Origin of the sequence: Ectothiorhodosinus mongolicus (assembly GCF_022406875.1) — a bacterium.
In the GTDB taxonomy this organism is placed as follows: Bacteria; Pseudomonadota; Gammaproteobacteria; order Ectothiorhodospirales; family Ectothiorhodospiraceae; genus Ectothiorhodospira; species Ectothiorhodospira mongolica.
The window spans coordinates 1,255,478-1,273,317 of the sequence record NZ_CP023018.1; the positions used below are offsets into that span (position 1 = coordinate 1,255,478).

Consider the following 17,840-nt stretch of genomic DNA (forward strand, 5'->3'; position numbering starts at 1 on the left):
CTTTCGTTTTAGGAGGGGTTCCCGAGCGGTCAAAGGGGGCAGACTGTAAATCTGCTGGCTCAGCCTTCGAAGGTTCGAATCCTTCCCCCTCCACCATTTTGGCGTGTCCAGCTTGGGTTTGGGTAGGCGAGTAGCGTGTTGGAAAAGATGAGATTTTCAGGTCTTAGGGCAGTTAGGCGGGTGTAGTTCAATGGTAGAACCTCAGCCTTCCAAGCTGATGGTGTGGGTTCGATTCCCATCACCCGCTCCAAAAGACAAAAAGTGCAGTATCGGCAGCAGTATGCGCCAGGGTTTGCCCATGTAGCTCAGTCGGTAGAGCACTTCCTTGGTAAGGAAGAGGTCACCGGTTCAAGTCCGGTCATGGGCTCCAGTAAGTAGTTTGGTTTTTTTGACACATTTTAAAACAGCAATTGCGGAGTGCTAGAGCATGTCCAAGGAAAAATTTGAGCGTACCAAGCCGCATGTGAATGTGGGGACGATTGGTCATGTTGACCATGGTAAGACGACGTTGACGGCGGCGTTGACGGTGGTTCAGGCGAAGAAGTTTGGTGGTGAGTCACGAGCTTACGATCAGATTGACAATGCGCCTGAGGAGCGTGCTCGCGGCATTACGATTGCCACGGCGCATGTGGAGTATGAGTCTGACAATCGTCACTATGCGCATGTGGACTGTCCTGGACACGCTGACTATGTGAAGAACATGATCACGGGTGCGGCGCAGATGGACGGAGCGATTTTGGTATGTTCGGCAGCTGATGGTCCGATGCCGCAGACGCGTGAGCACATTTTGTTGGCGCGTCAGGTGGGTGTTCCCTACATTGTGGTGTTCCTGAACAAGGCGGATATGGTTGATGATGCTGAGTTGATGGAGCTGGTGGAGATGGAAGTTCGTGATTTGCTCTCGAGCTATGATTTCCCGGGTGATGACACGCCGATTGTGGTGGGTTCTGCGCTGAAGGCCTTGGAAGGTGATACTTCTGACATTGGTGTTCCGGCGATTGAGAAGCTGATTGAGGCTTTGGACACTTGGATTCCTGAGCCTGAGCGTGCGATTGACGGTGCGTTTTTGATGCCTGTTGAAGATGTGTTTTCGATTTCTGGTCGCGGTACGGTGGTGACGGGTCGAGTGGAGCGCGGCATTGTCAAAGTGGGTGATGAGATTGAGATTGTGGGTATTAAGGACACGATCAAGACCACGGTGACGGGTGTTGAGATGTTCCGTAAGTTGCTGGACCAGGGTCAGGCGGGTGACAACGTGGGTGTATTGCTGCGTGGTACCAAGCGTGATGAGGTGGAGCGTGGTCAGGTGTTGTGTAAGCCGGCATCGATTACGCCGCACACCAAGTTTGAGGCGGAAGTGTATGTGTTGTCCAAGGAAGAGGGTGGACGTCACACGCCGTTTTTCAATGGTTATCGTCCGCAGTTTTATTTCCGTACGACGGACGTGACGGGTTCATGTGATCTGCCGTCTGGAGTGGAGATGGTGATGCCGGGTGATAATGTGAAGATGACGGTATCGCTGATTGCTCCGATTGCGATGGAAGAAGGTTTGCGTTTTGCGATTCGTGAAGGCGGTCGCACCGTAGGCGCCGGCGTCGTCGCGAAAATTATCGAGTAATCAGGTAATTAAGAGTTTAGGCCAGTAGCTCAATTGGCAGAGCAGCGGTCTCCAAAACCGCAGGTTGGGGGTTCAAGTCCCTCCTGGCCTGCCATTATCCGCGGTGTTGCGCGGTGGCAATTGGATCGTAATTTATTCCATGGCAGGTAAAACCGAAATTGTAGTGGGAAGTGGTTTGGATACCGCTAAACTGGTGGTCGCTGTAGCGCTGCTGGTTGGCGGTGTCTTCACCTTTTATTGGTTTTCTGATGCCTCCACGCTGCTGCGTGTAGTGGGTCTGCTGGCCTTTGTGGCGGTAGCTGTTGGCATCATTTTCACCACGGGCATGGGCCGCAATCTGGCAGGGTTTCTGGGTGAATCCCGCACTGAAGTGCGCAAGATGGTGTGGCCAACACGGGTGGAGACCTTGCAATCCACTTTGGTTGTGCTCGCGGCGACAATTGTGGTGGCCATCTTCCTGTGGTTGATCGATATGCTGCTGGGTTGGACCATCCGCGAATTCATTCGCTAACCGGGATTAGAAAATGGCTTTGCGTTGGTACGTTGTTCAGGTTTATTCGGGGTTTGAGAACCAGGTGAAAAAATCCCTGGAAGATCATATTGCCCGTAAAGGTCTCGAAGACAGTTTTGGTGAGATTTTGGTGCCCACCGAAGAAGTCGTGGAGATGCGTGATGGTCAGAAGCGCAAAAGCGAGCGCAAGTTCTTTCCCGGTTATGTGCTCATGCAGATTGAAATGAGTGAAGGTACATGGCATCTGGTGAAGAGCGTGCCGCGCGTGTTGGGATTTATCGGTGGCACCTCAGACCGTCCTGCCCCCATCAGCGAGAAAGAAGCCCAAAAAATCCTTCAGCGTATGCAAGAAGGTGCTGAAAAGCCCAGGCCCAAGGTCTTGTTTGAGGCGGGTGAAGTGGTGCGAGTCACCGATGGCCCGTTCAATGATTTCAATGGCGTGGTTGAAGAAGTGAACTACGACAAAAGCCGTTTGTTGGTAGCGGTACAGATTTTCGGTCGTTCTACACCGGTGGAACTTGAGTTTCACCAGGTAGAAAAGGCCTGATCACGGGGAGCCGAGAGGCGCTTGCACCCACATTAAGGAGCTGTTCGCATGGCTAAGAAAATCGAAGCTTATATCAAGCTTCAGGTCCCTGCCGGAAAGGCAAATCCCAGCCCTCCGGTTGGCCCAGCGTTGGGTCAGCGCGGGGTGAATATTATGGAGTTCTGCAAAGCGTTTAACGCGCAGACCCAGGATATGGAGCCTGGCTTGCCGATTCCTGTTGTGATCACTGTTTACTCGGATCGCAGCTTCACGTTCATCAAGAAAACGCCCCCGGCTTCCGTGTTGTTGCGTAAAGCAGTAGGGATTGCCAAGGGTTCCGCTACGCCCAATACCACCAAGGTGGGTAAGGTGACGCGTGAGCAAATGGAAGAAATTGCCAAAACCAAATGGCCTGACCTGACCGCCTCTGACATGGACGCCGCCGTGCGCACCATCGCCGGCAGTGCTCGTGCCATGGGTTTGGATGTGGAGGGCGTTTAACATGGCAAAGCTAAGCAAACGGATGCGCGCCATTCGTGAAAAAATTGAGCCGGGTAAGTTCTACGCGTTGCCTGAGGCCTTGCAGCTGGTGAAAGACACGGCATCAGCCAAGTTCGCCGAGTCCGTCGACGTCAGTGTTAATCTGGGCGTCGATCCGCGTAAATCCGATCAAGTGGTCCGTGGCTCAACGGTGCTGCCCAACGGAACTGGCAAATCAGTGCGGGTTGCTGTGTTCACTCAGGGCGCCAACGCAGATGCTGCTAAAGAGGCAGGTGCCGATATCATCGGTATGGATGATTTGGCCGAACAGGTGAAAGCCGGCAAGATGGATTTTGATGTGGTCATCGCCAGTCCCGATGCGATGCGCGTGGTTGGCCAGTTAGGTCAGGTGCTCGGCCCTCGTGGCCTGATGCCTAACCCCAAGGTAGGCACGGTGACGCCAGATGTCGCGACTGCAGTGAAAAACGCTAAAGCCGGTCAGGTGCGTTATCGCACGGACAAGGCGGGCATTATTCATTGCACGATCGGCAAAGCCAGCTTTGAGGCCAAGGCGTTGGAAGAAAATTTGAATGCCTTGTTGGCTGATTTGATGAAGGCTAAGCCGTCAGCTGCCAAGGGTATCTACATGAAGAAAGTGACGCTTTCCACGACGATGGGCCTTGGCGTGCCCGTGGATCAGGGAAGCTTGTCACTGTAAGTATTTGGGTGGGACTGCCGGCTGTGTCCGGCATCCGTCCAAGACCGCAGGCGCTGTCCTAGACGGCTTAATGAGGTTCGCCTCGCCCGCGCAGACGGTGTTCCCGATTCAGGTTTGTCCTGTTGAGGGTGCTCCGAGAACCGGCCAGAGCTTTATTCTGGCCATTACCCGATGCCAAACCCTTGGTTGGGCATCAAACAGGAGGTAGGTAATCCGTGGCACTACGTCTCGAAGACAAAAAAGCAATTGTCTCTGAGGTCGCTGCGGTGGCCGCTCAGGCTTATTCAGCAGTGGCTGCTGAATACCGTGGTCTGACCGTGGGTGAAATGACGGAGTTGCGTGAAAAAGCGCGGCAGTCCGGCGTTTATCTGCGGGTGGTGAAAAACACCCTTGCCCGTCGCGCGGTTGAGGGAACCGAGTTTGCCTGCATGCAAGAGGGCTTTGTGGGGCCGCTGATTTTAGCGTTCTCCCAGGAAGACCCCGGCGCTGCAGCCAGACTGGTGAAGGATTTCGCCAAAGAGCACAAACAGCTTGAGTGCAAGTTGGTCTCCGTGGGTGGCAAGTTATTAGGTCCGGGCGATTTGGATCGTCTGGCCTCTATGCCGACCCGCGATCAGGCCATCAGTATGCTTATGGCCGTAATGAAGGCCCCGCTGGACAAGTTTGCCCGCACGCTCAACGAGGTGCCTGGCAAGTTCGTTCGGACCGTGGCTGCCGTTCGCGATCAAAAGCAAGCCGCCGGCTGATCTTACATATTGAACCGAATCGGGCTTCAAGCCCTCTCAGGAGTTAATCATGGCTGTGAATAAAGAAGATGTTTTGGAAGCAATTTCCAATATGACCGTTCTGGAGATCGTTGACTTGATCTCTGCAATGGAAGAAAAGTTTGGCGTGTCTGCTGCAGCGGCTGTTGCTGCTGCTCCGGTGGCCGCTGCTGGCGGTGCCGGTGAAGCCGCTGCTGAAGCCAAGGATGAGTTTGACGTTGTGATGACCAGCTTCGGCGCCAACAAAGTGGGCGTCATCAAAGTGGTTCGCGGTGTCACCGGTCTGGGCCTGAAAGAAGCCAAAGACATGGTCGAAGGCGCGCCAGCGACCATTAAGGAAGCTGTCAGCAAGGATGAAGCTGAGAAGATGAAGAAGGAACTGGAAGAAGCCGGCGCCACTGTTGAATTGAAGTAAGGCGCAGGTCGGGCCCGTTTGATACTGCATCGGACCCTGTTGGTTTGGGGGCTGGCGATGAAACATCGCCGGCCTCTTTCCGCTTATTTTCAGGATGAATCCATCCTGAGCAGCAAGATGATTCGAGTGTGAGGAATCTCAATGGCATATAGCTACACCGAGAAAAAGCGTATCCGCAAGGATTTCGGCAAACGTCCGCAAATTCTGGAAGTCCCCTATTTGCTGGCTACGCAAATCGATTCCTACCGGCAATTCCTGCAGATGTCTAAGGGGCATGATGCTCGCGAGGATATTGGTCTGCATGCCGCATTCAAATCGGTATTCCCCATCGTCAGTTACTCAGGTCATGTAGAGCTAGACTATGTCAGCTACCGCCTGGGTACCCCCGTATTCGATGTCAAAGAGTGTCAGCTGCGCGGCCTGAACTATGCAGCGCCGCTGCGTGTCACTCTCCGACTAGTAATTTACGACAAGGAAGCGCCCGCCGGCTCGCGCACGGTCAAAGACATCAAGGAGCAAGAAGTCTACATGGGCGATCTGCCCCTGATGACCGACAATGGCACCTTTGTGATCAATGGTACTGAGCGTGTCATTGTCTCTCAGTTACACCGCTCACCCGGTGTGTTTTTTGATCATGACAAAGGCAAGACCCACAGTTCCGGCAAACTTTTGTTCAATGCCCGCGTGATTCCCTACCGTGGCTCTTGGCTTGATTTTGAATTTGATCCTAAAGACGCCATTTACGTGCGCATCGATCGCCGCCGTAAGTTGCCGGCGACGATTTTGCTGCGTGCCTTGGGCATGGAAGCGGAAGAGATTCTCTCCACCTTCTTTGAAACCAACCACTTCCGCGTGTTGAAAAGCGGCTTTCGGATGGATCTGGTGCCTGCCCGCTTACGTGGCGAAACTGCCGCGTTCGATATCCGCATCGGCAATGACATGTTGGTGGAGGCCGGTCGGCGCATTACCGCGCGTCACGTGCGTCAAATGGAAGAAGCGGATCTGAAAGCGCTGGAAGTACCCTCTGAGTTCCTGCTTGGAAAAAACCTGGCTCATACTGTGGTTGACACCGATAGTGGTGAAATCATCGCCAATGCTAATGACGAAATCACTGAAGAGCTGCTCAATCAGTTCCGGACGATTGGCTTGAAAGAGTTTCAGACGCTTTACACCAATGAACTGGACAATGGACCCTACGTTTCAACGACACTGGCCATTGACACCACGCGTTCGCAAATGGAAGCGCAGGTTGAGATTTATCGCATGATGCGTCCCGGTGAGCCGCCCACCCGTGAAGCCGCCGAGACCTTGTTCAATAACTTATTCTTCAGTGCTGATCGCTACGATTTGTCTGCGGTAGGTCGGATGAAATTCAACCGTCGAGTGGGTCGTGATGAGGAGACCGGCGAGGGTGTGCTGTGCCAAGAAGATATCTTGGATGTGTTGAAAACCTTGATTGATATTCGTAATGGCAATGGCCAGGTAGACGATATCGATCATTTGGGTAATCGCCGCGTACGCAGTGTTGGCGAGATGGCTGAAAACCAATTCCGCATTGGTCTTGTGCGCGTTGAGCGAGCTGTCAAAGAGCGCCTGAGCGTTGCTGAGAGCGAAGGCTTGATGCCGCAGGAGATGATCAACGCTAAGCCCGTGTCAGCTGCCATCAAAGAGTTTTTTGGTTCCAGTCAGTTGTCGCAGTTCATGGATCAAAACAACCCCCTGTCAGAAGTGACTCACAAGCGCCGTATTTCCGCACTGGGTCCGGGCGGTTTGACCCGTGAGCGCGCTGGTTTTGAAGTTCGTGACGTACACCCCACGCACTACGGTCGGGTGTGTCCGATTGAAACGCCGGAAGGTCCGAATATTGGTCTAATTAACTCTCTGGCGGTTTATGCACGTACCAATCGGTTCGGCTTTCTCGAAACGCCCTATCGCAAGGTTGTCGATAGCAAGGTCACCGATGAAATCGTCTATCTATCAGCAATTGAAGAGGGCAATTACCTGATTGCCCAAGCCAACGCGACCTTAGATGCCAAAGGCCGCTTGATCGATGAGTTGGTGTCCAGTCGTTATCAAAACGAGTTCACCATGTCCACGCCAGACCGGGTGCAATTCATGGATGTATCTCCGCGGCAGATTGTATCGGTGGCTGCTGCATTGATCCCCTTCTTGGAACACGATGATGCCAACCGCGCCCTCATGGGCTCGAATATGCAACGTCAGGCTGTCCCCTGTCTACGCGCCGAGACCGCCGTGGTCGGTACCGGCATTGAGCGTACGGTGGCGATTGACTCGGGTTCATCTATTGTAGCTCGGCGTGGCGGTGTGGTTGATTCGGTGGATGCCGCTCGTGTGGTGGTGCGAGTCAATGATGAGGAGACAGAAGCCGGCGAGCCGGGTGTCGACATCTATAACTTCACCAAATACACGCGTTCCAACCAAAACACCTGCATTAATCAGACACCTTTGGTGCGCGTCGGTGATGTCATTGCCCGCGGCGATGTGCTGGCTGATGGCTCCTCCACGGATCTGGGTGAGTTGGCTTTAGGTCAAAACATGCTGGTGGCCTTTATGCCTTGGAATGGCTACAACTTCGAGGATTCCATCCTTATTTCAGAGCGCGTCGTTCAAGAAGATCGTTTCACCTCAATCCATATTGAGGAATTGACCTGCGTGGCTCGGGAAACCAAGTTAGGACCTGAAGAAATCAGTGCAGACATTCCTAACGTGTCGGAAGGACTGCTGTCGAAGCTGGATGCATCGGGCATTGTTTACGTCGGTGCAGAGGTTAAGCCCGGCGATATTCTGGTGGGCAAGGTGACGCCTAAGAGCGACAGCCAGCTGACCCCGGAAGAAAAATTGCTGCGTGCCATCTTCGGCGAGAAAGCCTCAGACGTGAAAGACACAAGTCTGCGTGTGCCGTCAGGTATCGAGGGCACGGTGATCGATGTACGTGTGTTCACCCGCGATGGGGTTAAGAAAGACGAGCGTGCTCTGCAGATTGAAGCTGCTGCGCTAGACTCGGTGCGCAAGGATCTCAAAGACCAGCTGCGCATTTACGAAGACGATATCTTCGATCGCGTTGAGCGTTTGATCGTCGGTAAGCAGGCAGCAGGCGGTCCGGATGGTTTGAAGTCCGATACCAAGGTCGCCAAAAGCTACCTCAATGGTCTGCCGCGTGAAAAATGGTTTGAGATTCGCATGAAGGCTGAAGATGTCAATGAACAGCTGGAACTCATGGCGGATCAGCTCAAAGCGCAGCAGGAAGCCTTCGATGCTCGTTATGCCGAACAGAAAGAAAAATTGACGGCCGGTGATGATTTGGCGCCAGGTGTGCAGAAGATGGTCAAGGTCTATCTGGCCGTGAAACGTCGCATGCAGCCAGGCGATAAGATGGCGGGCCGCCACGGTAACAAGGGCGTGGTCTCCATGATCGTCCCGATGGAAGATATGCCTTACATGGAAGACGGCAGTCCGGTTGATATTGTCTTGAACCCCCTGGGCGTCCCCTCACGTATGAACGTGGGGCAGGTGCTTGAAACCCATCTGGGTTGGGCTGCTAAGGGTTTGGGCAACAAAATCGCTCGCATGGTTGATGCCAAGGTCAAAATGGATGAGCTGCGCGACTTCCTGGATAAGGTCTACAACCACGATACGGCGAGTAACCGGACAGAGGATCTGTCACTGCTCAGTGACGACGAGATCTTGGCTTTGGCGAAAAATCTGCGCAAAGGTGTGCCGATGGCAACGCCGGTGTTTGATGGTGCCGATGAGGAAGAGATCAAGGCCATGTTGCGCTTGGCGGACCTGCCGGATACGGGGCAGTCAGTGTTGTATGACGGCCGCAGCGGCGAGTCCTTCGATCGTCCTGTAACGGTGGGTTACATGCACATGCTGAAACTTAATCATTTGGTCGATGACAAGATGCATGCTCGCTCTACGGGCCCCTACAGCCTGGTCACCCAGCAGCCGTTGGGTGGTAAGGCGCAGTTCGGTGGTCAGCGCTTCGGTGAAATGGAAGTCTGGGCGCTCGAGGCTTATGGTGCTGCCTATACCTTGCAGGAAATGCTCACCGTGAAATCGGACGATGTTCAGGGTCGTAACAAGATGTACAAGAACATCGTTGATGGTGATCACCGGATGGAAGCTAATATTCCCGAATCTTTCAATGTGCTGATGAAGGAAATCCGTTCGCTGTCCATCAATATCGAATTGGAGCAGGATTGATATGAAAGATCTTCTCAACCTCTTTAAACAGCAGGGTCAGGTCGAGGAATTCGACGCTATTCGTATCGGTCTGGCATCGCCAGAGATGATCCGTTCCTGGTCCTTTGGTGAAGTCAAAAAGCCAGAGACCATCAACTATCGGACCTTCAAGCCCGAGCGTGATGGTCTGTTCTGCGCCAAGATCTTCGGGCCCATCAAGGACTACGAATGTCTGTGCGGAAAATACAAACGCCTCAAGCATCGTGGTGTGATTTGCGAAAAATGTAATGTCGAAGTCACTCAAACTAAGGTGCGTCGCGAGCGTATGGGTCATATTGAACTGGCCAGCCCGGTGGCTCACATCTGGTTTCTCAAGAGCTTGCCCTCGCGCATCGGGTTGCTGCTGGATATGACCCTGCGTGATATCGAGCGCATTCTCTATTTTGAAGCCTTTGTAGTGATTAATCCGCGCACCGTGCAGGGCCTAGAGCGTGGACAGTTGCTTTCCGATGAGCAGTATTTGGATGCCATCGAAGAGCATGGTGACGAATTTGATGCGCGTATGGGTGCAGAAGCGATTCTTGAGCTGCTGCGCTCACTTGATCTGCAGGAGCTGGCCAAAAAGCTGCGTGCTGAAGTGCGTGAAACCAGCTCGGACAACAAGATCAAGCGGTTAGCCAAGCGCTTGAAGTTGATTGAGTCATTTATTGATTCGGGTAATAAGCCAGAGTGGATGATTCTCAAGGTGCTGCCCGTTTTGCCGCCGGATCTGCGTCCTTTGGTGCCTCTGGATGGTGGTCGTTTCGCAACCAGTGATCTCAATGATCTCTATCGCCGGGTGATTAACCGCAACAACCGCCTCAAGCGCCTGCTGGAGCTCAGTGCTCCCGACATCATTGTGCGTAATGAAAAGCGCATGTTGCAGGAAGCAGTCGATGCATTACTGGATAACGGTCGTCGCGGCCGCGCCATCACAGGCAATAACAAGCGCCCGTTGAAGTCGCTGGCCGACATGATTAAGGGTAAGCAGGGCCGCTTCCGTCAAAACCTGCTGGGCAAGCGAGTCGACTACTCTGGGCGCTCAGTTATTGTGGTTGGCCCGACCTTGCGTCTGCATCAGTGTGGTTTGCCTAAGAAAATGGCTTTGGAACTGTTTAAGCCCTTTATTTTCGGTAAGTTACATCGCCGAGGCCTGGCCACTACCATCAAGGCTGCTAAGAAACTGGTGGAACGGGAAGGTCCGGAGGTCTGGGATATTCTCGATGAGGTGATTCGCGAGCATCCGGTGATGTTGAACCGTGCGCCAACCCTGCATCGTTTAGGTATTCAGGCTTTCGAACCAGTGCTCATCGAAGGTAAAGCGATACAGCTTCACCCTCTGGTATGCGCGGCATTTAACGCCGACTTTGACGGTGACCAAATGGCGGTACACGTGCCCTTGTCGCTGGAAGCGCAGTTGGAAGCGCGTACCCTGATGATGTCCACCAATAACATCCTGTCTCCCGCCAGCGGTGAGCCAATTATTGTGCCCTCTCAGGACATTGTTTTAGGTTTGTACTACATGTCGCGCGAGCGGATTAATGCGCGTGGCGAAGGCATGATGTTCACGGATGTGGATGAGGTTCATCGCGCCTATGAGGGTGGACATGTCGACCTCCATGCGCGCGTCAAGGTGCGCGTTGATGAAACCGTTAAACACGAAGATGGAACGTCCGAGCTCATTACTCGTCGTCATGAAACGACCGTGGGTCGGGCTTTGCTGTCGCGTATTCTGCCGCCGGGGTTGTCGTTTGATCTGGTGAACCGTGACCTCACCAAAAAGGCGATTTCTGGGTTGATTAATGCCTGTTATCGTCGCGTGGGCTTGAAGGAGACGGTCATTTTTGCTGACCAGCTAATGTACACCGGCTTTAAGTACTCCACCAAGGGTGGCGTGTCGTTTGGTATCAACGACATGGTTATCCCCACCGAGAAGACGGACATCTTGGCTGCGGCTGAAAACCAGGTGAAGGATATTGAGGACCAGTACGCTTCAGGCCTGGTCACCAAGGGTGAGCGCTACAATAAAGTGGTCGATATTTGGTCTCATACCAATGATCAAGTCGCTAAGGCCATGATGTCCAAGCTCGGCACGGATGAAGTGTTGAATGCAGAGGGTAAGAAAGAAGTTCAGCCCTCATTCAATTCTATCTTCATGATGGCGGATTCCGGTGCTCGTGGTTCAGCAGCGCAGATTCGTCAGCTGGCTGGCATGCGCGGTCTGATGGCCAAGCCCGACGGCTCGATCATCGAAACCCCAATTACCGCCAACTTCCGTGAAGGCTTAAATGTTCTGCAATACTTCATCTCAACACACGGTGCTCGTAAGGGCCTCGCCGATACGGCGCTGAAGACCGCCAACTCGGGTTATTTGACTCGCCGTCTGGTGGATGTGGCTCAGGATTTGGTGGTCACCGAGGAAGACTGTGGCACCGAAGAGGGCGTAGTGATGAAGCCCATCATTGAAGGCGGTGATGTGGTTGAGCCATTGCGCGAGCGGGTCTTGGGGCGTGTGATTGCCAAAGACGTGTTGTCCCTATCTGGTGAAGTGATCATGCCCCGCGGTACGTTATTGGACGAAGCGGCGGTTGATGTGATGGAAGCTGCTGGCGTAGATGAGGTCGTGGTGCGTTCAGCCATCACCTGTGAAACCCGTCACGGAATCTGCAGCAAGTGTTATGGACGTGATTTGGCCCGCGGACATGAGGTCAATAGCGGTGAAGCTGTCGGCGTGATCGCTGCTCAGTCCATTGGTGAGCCTGGCACGCAGTTGACCATGCGCACCTTCCATATTGGTGGTGCCGCCAGCCGTACCGCAGCAGCCTCCAGTATTTCGGTGAAATCCAATGGCACGGCGCGTCTGCACAACATTAAGACCGTGAAGAATAAGCACGGTAACCTAGTTGCTGTGTCGCGCTCGGGTGAAATTGGTGTGATTGACGAAGCTGGTCGCGAGCGTGAGCGTTACAAGCTGCCGTATGGTGCGGTGATTCTGGTGGGTGATAGCCAGAGCATTGAAGCTGGCCAAGAGGTGGCTACTTGGGATCCGCATACCCACCCGATCATTACCGAGGTCGCTGGGACTATTCGCCTGCATGACTTTATTGAAGGCGTCACCGTCAATAAACAGATGGACGAGGTGACCGGTCTGACCTCTACCGTGATCATTGATCCCAAGTCCCGCGGTTCGGTGGGTAAAGATTTGCGGCCGATGGTGGCTTTGGTCGATGGTAAGGGTAAGCAGGTGTCGCTGGCCGGCACTGATATCCCTGCACAGTATGTACTGCCGGCCAACTCCATTGTGAATCTGGAAGACGGGGCACAGGTGTCTGTGGGTGATGTCGTGGCGCGCATTCCTCAGGAATCGTCAAAGACCCGCGATATTACTGGGGGTCTGCCGCGAGTGGCTGACTTGTTTGAAGCCCGCAAGCCTAAGGAATCTGCAATTTTGGCAGAACGCTCGGGCACAGTCAGCTTTGGCAAGGACACCAAAGGTAAGCAGCGCTTAGTGATCACCGATGACAAATCAGGCGAGACGCATGAAGAGTTGATTCCCAAGTGGCGCCAAGTGAGCGTCTTCGAAGGGGAGCATGTAGAGCGTGGCGAAGTCATCGCCGAGGGTGAGCCCAATCCACATGACATCCTGCGTTTGCTAGGGGTGACCGCGCTGGCCGAATATATGGCCAAGGAAATTCAGGACGTGTATCGCCTGCAGGGTGTGAAAATCAACGACAAGCACATTGAGGTGATCATTCGCCAGATGCTGCGTAAAGTTGAGATCACCAATCCGGGTGATAGCCGATTCCTCACCGGTGAGCAGGTGGATTATGCCCGCGTCCTGGAGGAGAACGAGCGGCTGGGTCCGAAAAAAGACCATCCGCAATTTGAGCGGGTGCTCTTGGGCATTACCAAGGCCTCTCTGGTCACTGAGTCATTTATCTCTGCGGCTTCTTTCCAAGAAACCACGCGTGTGCTGACCGAGTCGGCAGTGCGTGGTGCCCGCGATGATCTGCGGGGGCTCAAGGAAAATGTCATCGTCGGCCGTCTTATCCCAGCAGGTTCGGGATTGGCCTACCACAAGGAACGTCGTCGTCGACGTCATGGCGAAAGTCTGATTTTGACGGCACCCAAACCTTCTGTTGCTGAAGAAGCCGAGGTTGTTGAGGTGGAAGATGCGGAGCTGGTGTCACCAGAGGCATCTTCCAACGAAGGCAATAACAGTGAGGAGTAGTTGCAAAACCGCGGTCTGGCTTGACAGCTAACCGCGGTCTGCCTAACATACTGCACCCTCGACAGGCCGGTGGGTCCGGCCTGTCGTTGTTTATGGGCTAGGAGAAAAGCTTTAATGGCAACCATTAATCAGTTAGTGCGCAAGCCTCGCAAGCGCCCGACAGAAAAGAGTAACGTGCCGGCCTTAGAGGCCTGCCCGCAAAAGCGTGGCGTGTGTACCCGCGTCTACACGACGACGCCGAAAAAACCGAACTCGGCCCTGCGTAAGGTGGCTCGTGTGCGTCTAACCAACGGTTACGAAGTTTCCAGCTACATTGGCGGCGAAGGCCACAATCTGCAGGAACACTCCGTGGTTCTGATTCGTGGTGGCCGTGTAAAAGACTTACCCGGTGTGCGTTATCACACCGTGCGCGGTAGCTTGGACACCCAGGGTGTACAAAACCGTAAGCAGGCACGTTCTAAGTATGGCGCCAAGCGCCCGAAACAGGCTTGATGCCGGACTGAGATAAAGACATGTCAAGAAGATCTGAAGCCCCTAAGCGCCACATCCTCCCTGATCCTAAGTACAAGAGTGAGTTGCTGGCCAAGTTCATTAACACCGTGATGCGTGATGGCAAGAAATCAGTTGCCGAGCGCGTCCTGTACGGTGCCCTCGATCAAATTGAGAGCAAGAAAGGCGACGGCCTGGGTGTGCTTGAGACGGCTCTGGATAATGTGCGGCCGCGGGTTGAGGTGAAGGCACGCCGTGTCGGTGGTGCCACCTATCAGGTGCCTGTGGAAGTGCGCGCTGTGCGTCAGAATGCCTTGGCTATGCGCTGGATCGTGGATGCGGCGCGTAAACGCGGCGAAAAATCCATGGCTTTGAAGCTGGCTGGCGAATTGCTGGATGCCTCGGAAAGCAAAGGGTCTGCGGTGAAGAAGCGCGAAGATACGCACCGCATGGCTGAAGCCAACAAAGCCTTCTCGCATTACCGCTGGTAATTTCAGCGCGATTCATTGTTTTTGAGGTAATTCATCGTGGCACGTAAAACCCCCATCGAGCGCTATCGCAACATCGGCATCATGGCGCACATTGACGCCGGCAAGACGACGACGACCGAGCGAATTCTCTTTTATACCGGCGTGTCCCATAAGTTGGGTGAAGTGCACGAAGGTGCTGCCACCATGGACTGGATGGAGCAGGAGCAGGAGCGCGGTATCACTATTACCTCTGCGGCCACTACCTGTTTTTGGCCCGGCATGGAAAAGCAGTTCCCTGAGCATCGTATCAACATCATTGATACCCCCGGGCACGTCGATTTCACGATTGAAGTGGAACGCTCATTGCGTGTCCTTGACGGTGCGTGCGCCGTGTTTTGTGCCGTCGGTGGTGTGGAACCCCAGTCTGAAACGGTATGGCGTCAGGCCAATAAATACCAAGTGCCGCGGATGGCCTTTGTTAACAAGATGGACCGCGCCGGCGCCAACTTCCTGCGCGTTGTCGGTCAGATTCGTGATCGCCTAGCCGGTAATCCGGTTCCCTTGCAGCTGCCTATCGGTGCCGAGGATTCGTTTGCCGGTGTGGTGGACTTGATCAAGATGAAAGCGATTTATTGGGATGAGGCGAGTCAAGGCATGACCTTTGATGAGCGTGATATTCCCGCAGAAATGCTCGCCGAATGTGAGCAATGGCGTGAGCACCTGATCGAAGCTGCGGCTGAAGGCTCTGAAGAGCTGATGGAAAAATACCTTGAAGGTGAGACTCTGAGCACCGAAGAGATCAAGGCCGGCATTCGCGCGCGCACGTTGTCCAGCGAAATCGTCCCCACTCTGTGTGGTTCTGCATTCAAGAACAAGGGTGTACAGGCCATGTTGGATGCGATCATTGAGTTCATGCCCTCGCCGACGGATGTGCGTGCGATTAAGGGTATCTTGGATGATGCCGCAGAGAGTGAAGCTGAGCGTCACTCCACTGATGATGAGCCGTTTGCCGCCTTGGCGTTCAAAATCGCCACCGATCCCTTTGTCGGTACGCTGACCTTCTTCCGTGTTTACTCCGGTGTCGTTAAGTCAGGTGATGCGGTTTATAACCCGGTGAAAGGCAAAAAAGAGCGCATCGGCCGTATCGTGCAGATGCACGCCAACTCGCGCGAAGAGATCAAGGAAGTGCGCGCCGGTGACATCGCTGCCGCGGTGGGACTCAAAGACGTGACCACCGGTGAAACGCTTTGTGATCTCAATAGTGTCATCACCTTGGAGCGCATGGAATTCCCCGAGCCAGTGATTTCAGTGGCCGTTGAGCCGAAAACCAAGAGCGACCAAGAAAAAATGGGTATCGCCCTGGGTAAGCTGGCACAAGAGGATCCATCCTTTCGTGTGCGCACTGACGAAGAGTCTGGCCAGACCATCATCTCCGGCATGGGTGAACTGCATCTGGATATCATCGTTGATCGCATGCGTCGTGAATTCAAGGTGGAAGCCAACGTTGGCAAGCCGCAGGTGGCTTATCGCGAAACCATTCGCAAGTTGACGGAGCAGGAAGGCAAGTTCGTGCGTCAATCGGGTGGTCGCGGTCAGTACGGACACGTTTGGCTGCGTATAGAGCCTCGCGAGCCTGGCGCTGGTTATGAATTTGAAAATGCGATTGTCGGTGGTGTGGTGCCCAAAGAATACGTGCCGGCCGTGGACAAAGGTGTCCAAGAAGCCTGCCGTAATGGGGTGGTGGCTGGTTTCCCAGTGGTTGACGTCAAGGTCACCATTTTCGACGGTTCATATCATGATGTTGACTCTTCTGAAGCAGCGTTTAAAATCGCCGGCTCTATGGCCTTTAAAGAAGGGGTGTCAAAGGCCAGTCCGGTGCTGCTTGAGCCCATTATGAAAGTCGAAGTCGTCACGCCAGAAGAGTACATGGGCGATGTCATGGGTGACCTCAACCGTCGCCGCGGCTTGGTCCAAGGTATGGACGATGCGCCCGCCGGCAAGATTGTTCGCGCCGAAGTGCCGCTCGCAGAAATGTTCGGTTATGCCACCGATCTGCGTTCCGCTACTCAGGGCCGCGCGGTGTACTCCATGGAGTTCTGTAAGTATATGGAGGCGCCGTCCAGTGTGGCCGACGCCGTTGTCAAAAAAGCATCCTGATCGATATTGAAGGGGTAAAGAAGTGTCCAAGGAAAAATTTGAGCGTACCAAGCCGCATGTGAATGTGGGGACGATTGGTCATGTTGACCATGGTAAGACGACGTTGACGGCGGCGTTGACGGTGGTTCAGGCGAAGAAGTTTGGTGGTGAGTCACGAGCTTACGATCAGATTGACAATGCGCCTGAGGAGCGTGCTCGCGGCATTACGATTGCCACGGCGCATGTGGAGTATGAGTCTGACAATCGTCACTATGCGCATGTGGACTGTCCTGGACACGCTGACTATGTGAAGAACATGATCACGGGTGCGGCGCAGATGGACGGAGCGATTTTGGTATGTTCGGCAGCTGATGGTCCGATGCCGCAGACGCGTGAGCACATTTTGTTGGCGCGTCAGGTGGGTGTTCCCTACATTGTGGTGTTCCTGAACAAGGCGGATATGGTTGATGATGCTGAGTTGATGGAGCTGGTGGAGATGGAAGTTCGTGATTTGCTCTCGAGCTATGATTTCCCGGGTGATGACACGCCGATTGTGGTGGGTTCTGCGCTGAAGGCCTTGGAAGGTGATACTTCTGACATTGGTGTTCCGGCGATTGAGAAGCTGATTGAGGCTTTGGACACTTGGATTCCTGAGCCTGAGCGTGCGATTGACGGTGCGTTTTTGATGCCTGTTGAAGATGTGTTTTCGATTTCTGGTCGCGGTACGGTGGTGACGGGTCGAGTGGAGCGCGGCATTGTCAAAGTGGGTGATGAGATTGAGATTGTGGGTATTAAGGACACGATCAAGACCACGGTGACGGGTGTTGAGATGTTCCGTAAGTTGCTGGACCAGGGTCAGGCGGGTGACAACGTGGGTGTATTGCTGCGTGGTACCAAGCGTGATGAGGTGGAGCGTGGTCAGGTGTTGTGTAAGCCGGCATCGATTACGCCGCACACCAAGTTTGAGGCGGAAGTGTATGTGTTGTCCAAGGAAGAGGGTGGACGTCACACGCCGTTTTTCAATGGTTATCGTCCGCAGTTTTATTTCCGTACGACGGACGTGACGGGTTCATGTGATCTGCCGTCTGGAGTGGAGATGGTGATGCCGGGTGATAATGTGAAGATGACGGTATCGCTGATTGCTCCGATTGCGATGGAAGAAGGTTTGCGTTTTGCGATTCGTGAAGGCGGTCGCACCGTAGGCGCCGGCGTCGTCGCGAAAATTATCGAGTAATTC

Annotated in this window: 13 protein-coding genes and 4 tRNA genes; all 17 read left to right on the forward strand. The window is 54.0% G+C overall.

The window, feature by feature from the left end:
• The first annotated feature begins 11 nt into the window (after nucleotides 1-11).
• Nucleotides 12-96 (forward strand) — tRNA-Tyr (locus CKX93_RS05930).
• Between the two features lie 80 nt (nucleotides 97-176).
• A tRNA-Gly gene (locus CKX93_RS05935) sits at nucleotides 177-250 on the forward strand.
• Nucleotides 251-294: 44 nt separating this feature from the next.
• Nucleotides 295-370: transfer RNA gene (locus tag CKX93_RS05940), tRNA-Thr, on the forward strand.
• 57 nt (nucleotides 371-427) lie between these two features.
• Nucleotides 428-1,618 carry an elongation factor Tu gene (gene tuf, locus CKX93_RS05945; protein ID WP_076755753.1) on the forward strand — a complete coding sequence of 397 codons (1,191 nt, stop codon included), beginning with the start codon at nucleotides 428-430 and terminating at the stop codon, nucleotides 1,616-1,618.
• An 18-nt stretch (nucleotides 1,619-1,636) separates the two neighbouring features.
• Nucleotides 1,637-1,712 (forward strand) — tRNA-Trp (locus CKX93_RS05950).
• Nucleotides 1,713-1,757: 45 nt separating this feature from the next.
• Nucleotides 1,758-2,129: a preprotein translocase subunit SecE gene (secE, locus tag CKX93_RS05955; RefSeq protein WP_076755955.1), complete on the forward strand. Its 372-nt coding sequence runs from the start codon at nucleotides 1,758-1,760 to the stop codon at nucleotides 2,127-2,129.
• Nucleotides 2,130-2,142: 13 nt separating this feature from the next.
• On the forward strand, nucleotides 2,143-2,676 hold the full coding sequence (gene nusG, locus CKX93_RS05960) for a transcription termination/antitermination protein NusG (protein WP_076755754.1): 534 nt from the start codon (nucleotides 2,143-2,145) through the stop codon (nucleotides 2,674-2,676).
• Nucleotides 2,677-2,724: 48 nt separating this feature from the next.
• The gene (gene rplK, locus CKX93_RS05965; protein WP_076755755.1) at nucleotides 2,725-3,156 is read left to right on the forward strand and encodes a 50S ribosomal protein L11; all 432 of its coding nucleotides are present in this window, start codon (nucleotides 2,725-2,727) and stop codon (nucleotides 3,154-3,156) included.
• Nucleotide 3,157: 1 nt separating this feature from the next.
• Nucleotides 3,158-3,853: a 50S ribosomal protein L1 gene (gene rplA, locus CKX93_RS05970; protein ID WP_076755756.1), complete on the forward strand. Its 696-nt coding sequence runs from the start codon at nucleotides 3,158-3,160 to the stop codon at nucleotides 3,851-3,853.
• 215 nt (nucleotides 3,854-4,068) lie between these two features.
• Nucleotides 4,069-4,599, forward strand: a complete 531-nt coding sequence (gene rplJ, locus CKX93_RS05975) for a 50S ribosomal protein L10 (protein WP_076755757.1) — start codon at nucleotides 4,069-4,071, stop codon at nucleotides 4,597-4,599.
• 49 nt (nucleotides 4,600-4,648) lie between these two features.
• Nucleotides 4,649-5,032: a 50S ribosomal protein L7/L12 gene (rplL, locus tag CKX93_RS05980; protein WP_076755758.1), complete on the forward strand. Its 384-nt coding sequence runs from the start codon at nucleotides 4,649-4,651 to the stop codon at nucleotides 5,030-5,032.
• A 141-nt stretch (nucleotides 5,033-5,173) separates the two neighbouring features.
• Entirely contained in the window at nucleotides 5,174-9,259 is a 4,086-nt protein-coding gene (rpoB, locus tag CKX93_RS05985; protein ID WP_076755759.1) for a DNA-directed RNA polymerase subunit beta, read from the forward strand.
• A gap of 1 nt (nucleotide 9,260) precedes the next feature.
• Complete coding sequence (gene rpoC, locus CKX93_RS05990; protein ID WP_084178672.1) at nucleotides 9,261-13,508, forward strand: DNA-directed RNA polymerase subunit beta'; 4,248 nt, start codon at nucleotides 9,261-9,263, stop codon at nucleotides 13,506-13,508.
• Between the two features lie 114 nt (nucleotides 13,509-13,622).
• Nucleotides 13,623-14,000 (forward strand): 30S ribosomal protein S12, encoded by a 378-nt coding sequence (gene rpsL, locus CKX93_RS05995; RefSeq protein WP_076755760.1) that lies wholly within the window; start codon nucleotides 13,623-13,625, stop codon nucleotides 13,998-14,000.
• A gap of 20 nt (nucleotides 14,001-14,020) precedes the next feature.
• Nucleotides 14,021-14,488 (forward strand): 30S ribosomal protein S7, encoded by a 468-nt coding sequence (gene rpsG, locus CKX93_RS06000; RefSeq protein WP_076755761.1) that lies wholly within the window; start codon nucleotides 14,021-14,023, stop codon nucleotides 14,486-14,488.
• 36 nt (nucleotides 14,489-14,524) lie between these two features.
• Nucleotides 14,525-16,624, forward strand: a complete 2,100-nt coding sequence (gene fusA, locus CKX93_RS06005; protein ID WP_076755762.1) for an elongation factor G — start codon at nucleotides 14,525-14,527, stop codon at nucleotides 16,622-16,624.
• 22 nt (nucleotides 16,625-16,646) lie between these two features.
• A complete protein-coding gene (tuf, locus tag CKX93_RS06010) occupies nucleotides 16,647-17,837 on the forward strand; it encodes an elongation factor Tu (protein ID WP_076755753.1) in 1,191 nt (396 codons plus the stop codon).
• Nucleotides 17,838-17,840 lie beyond the last annotated feature (3 nt).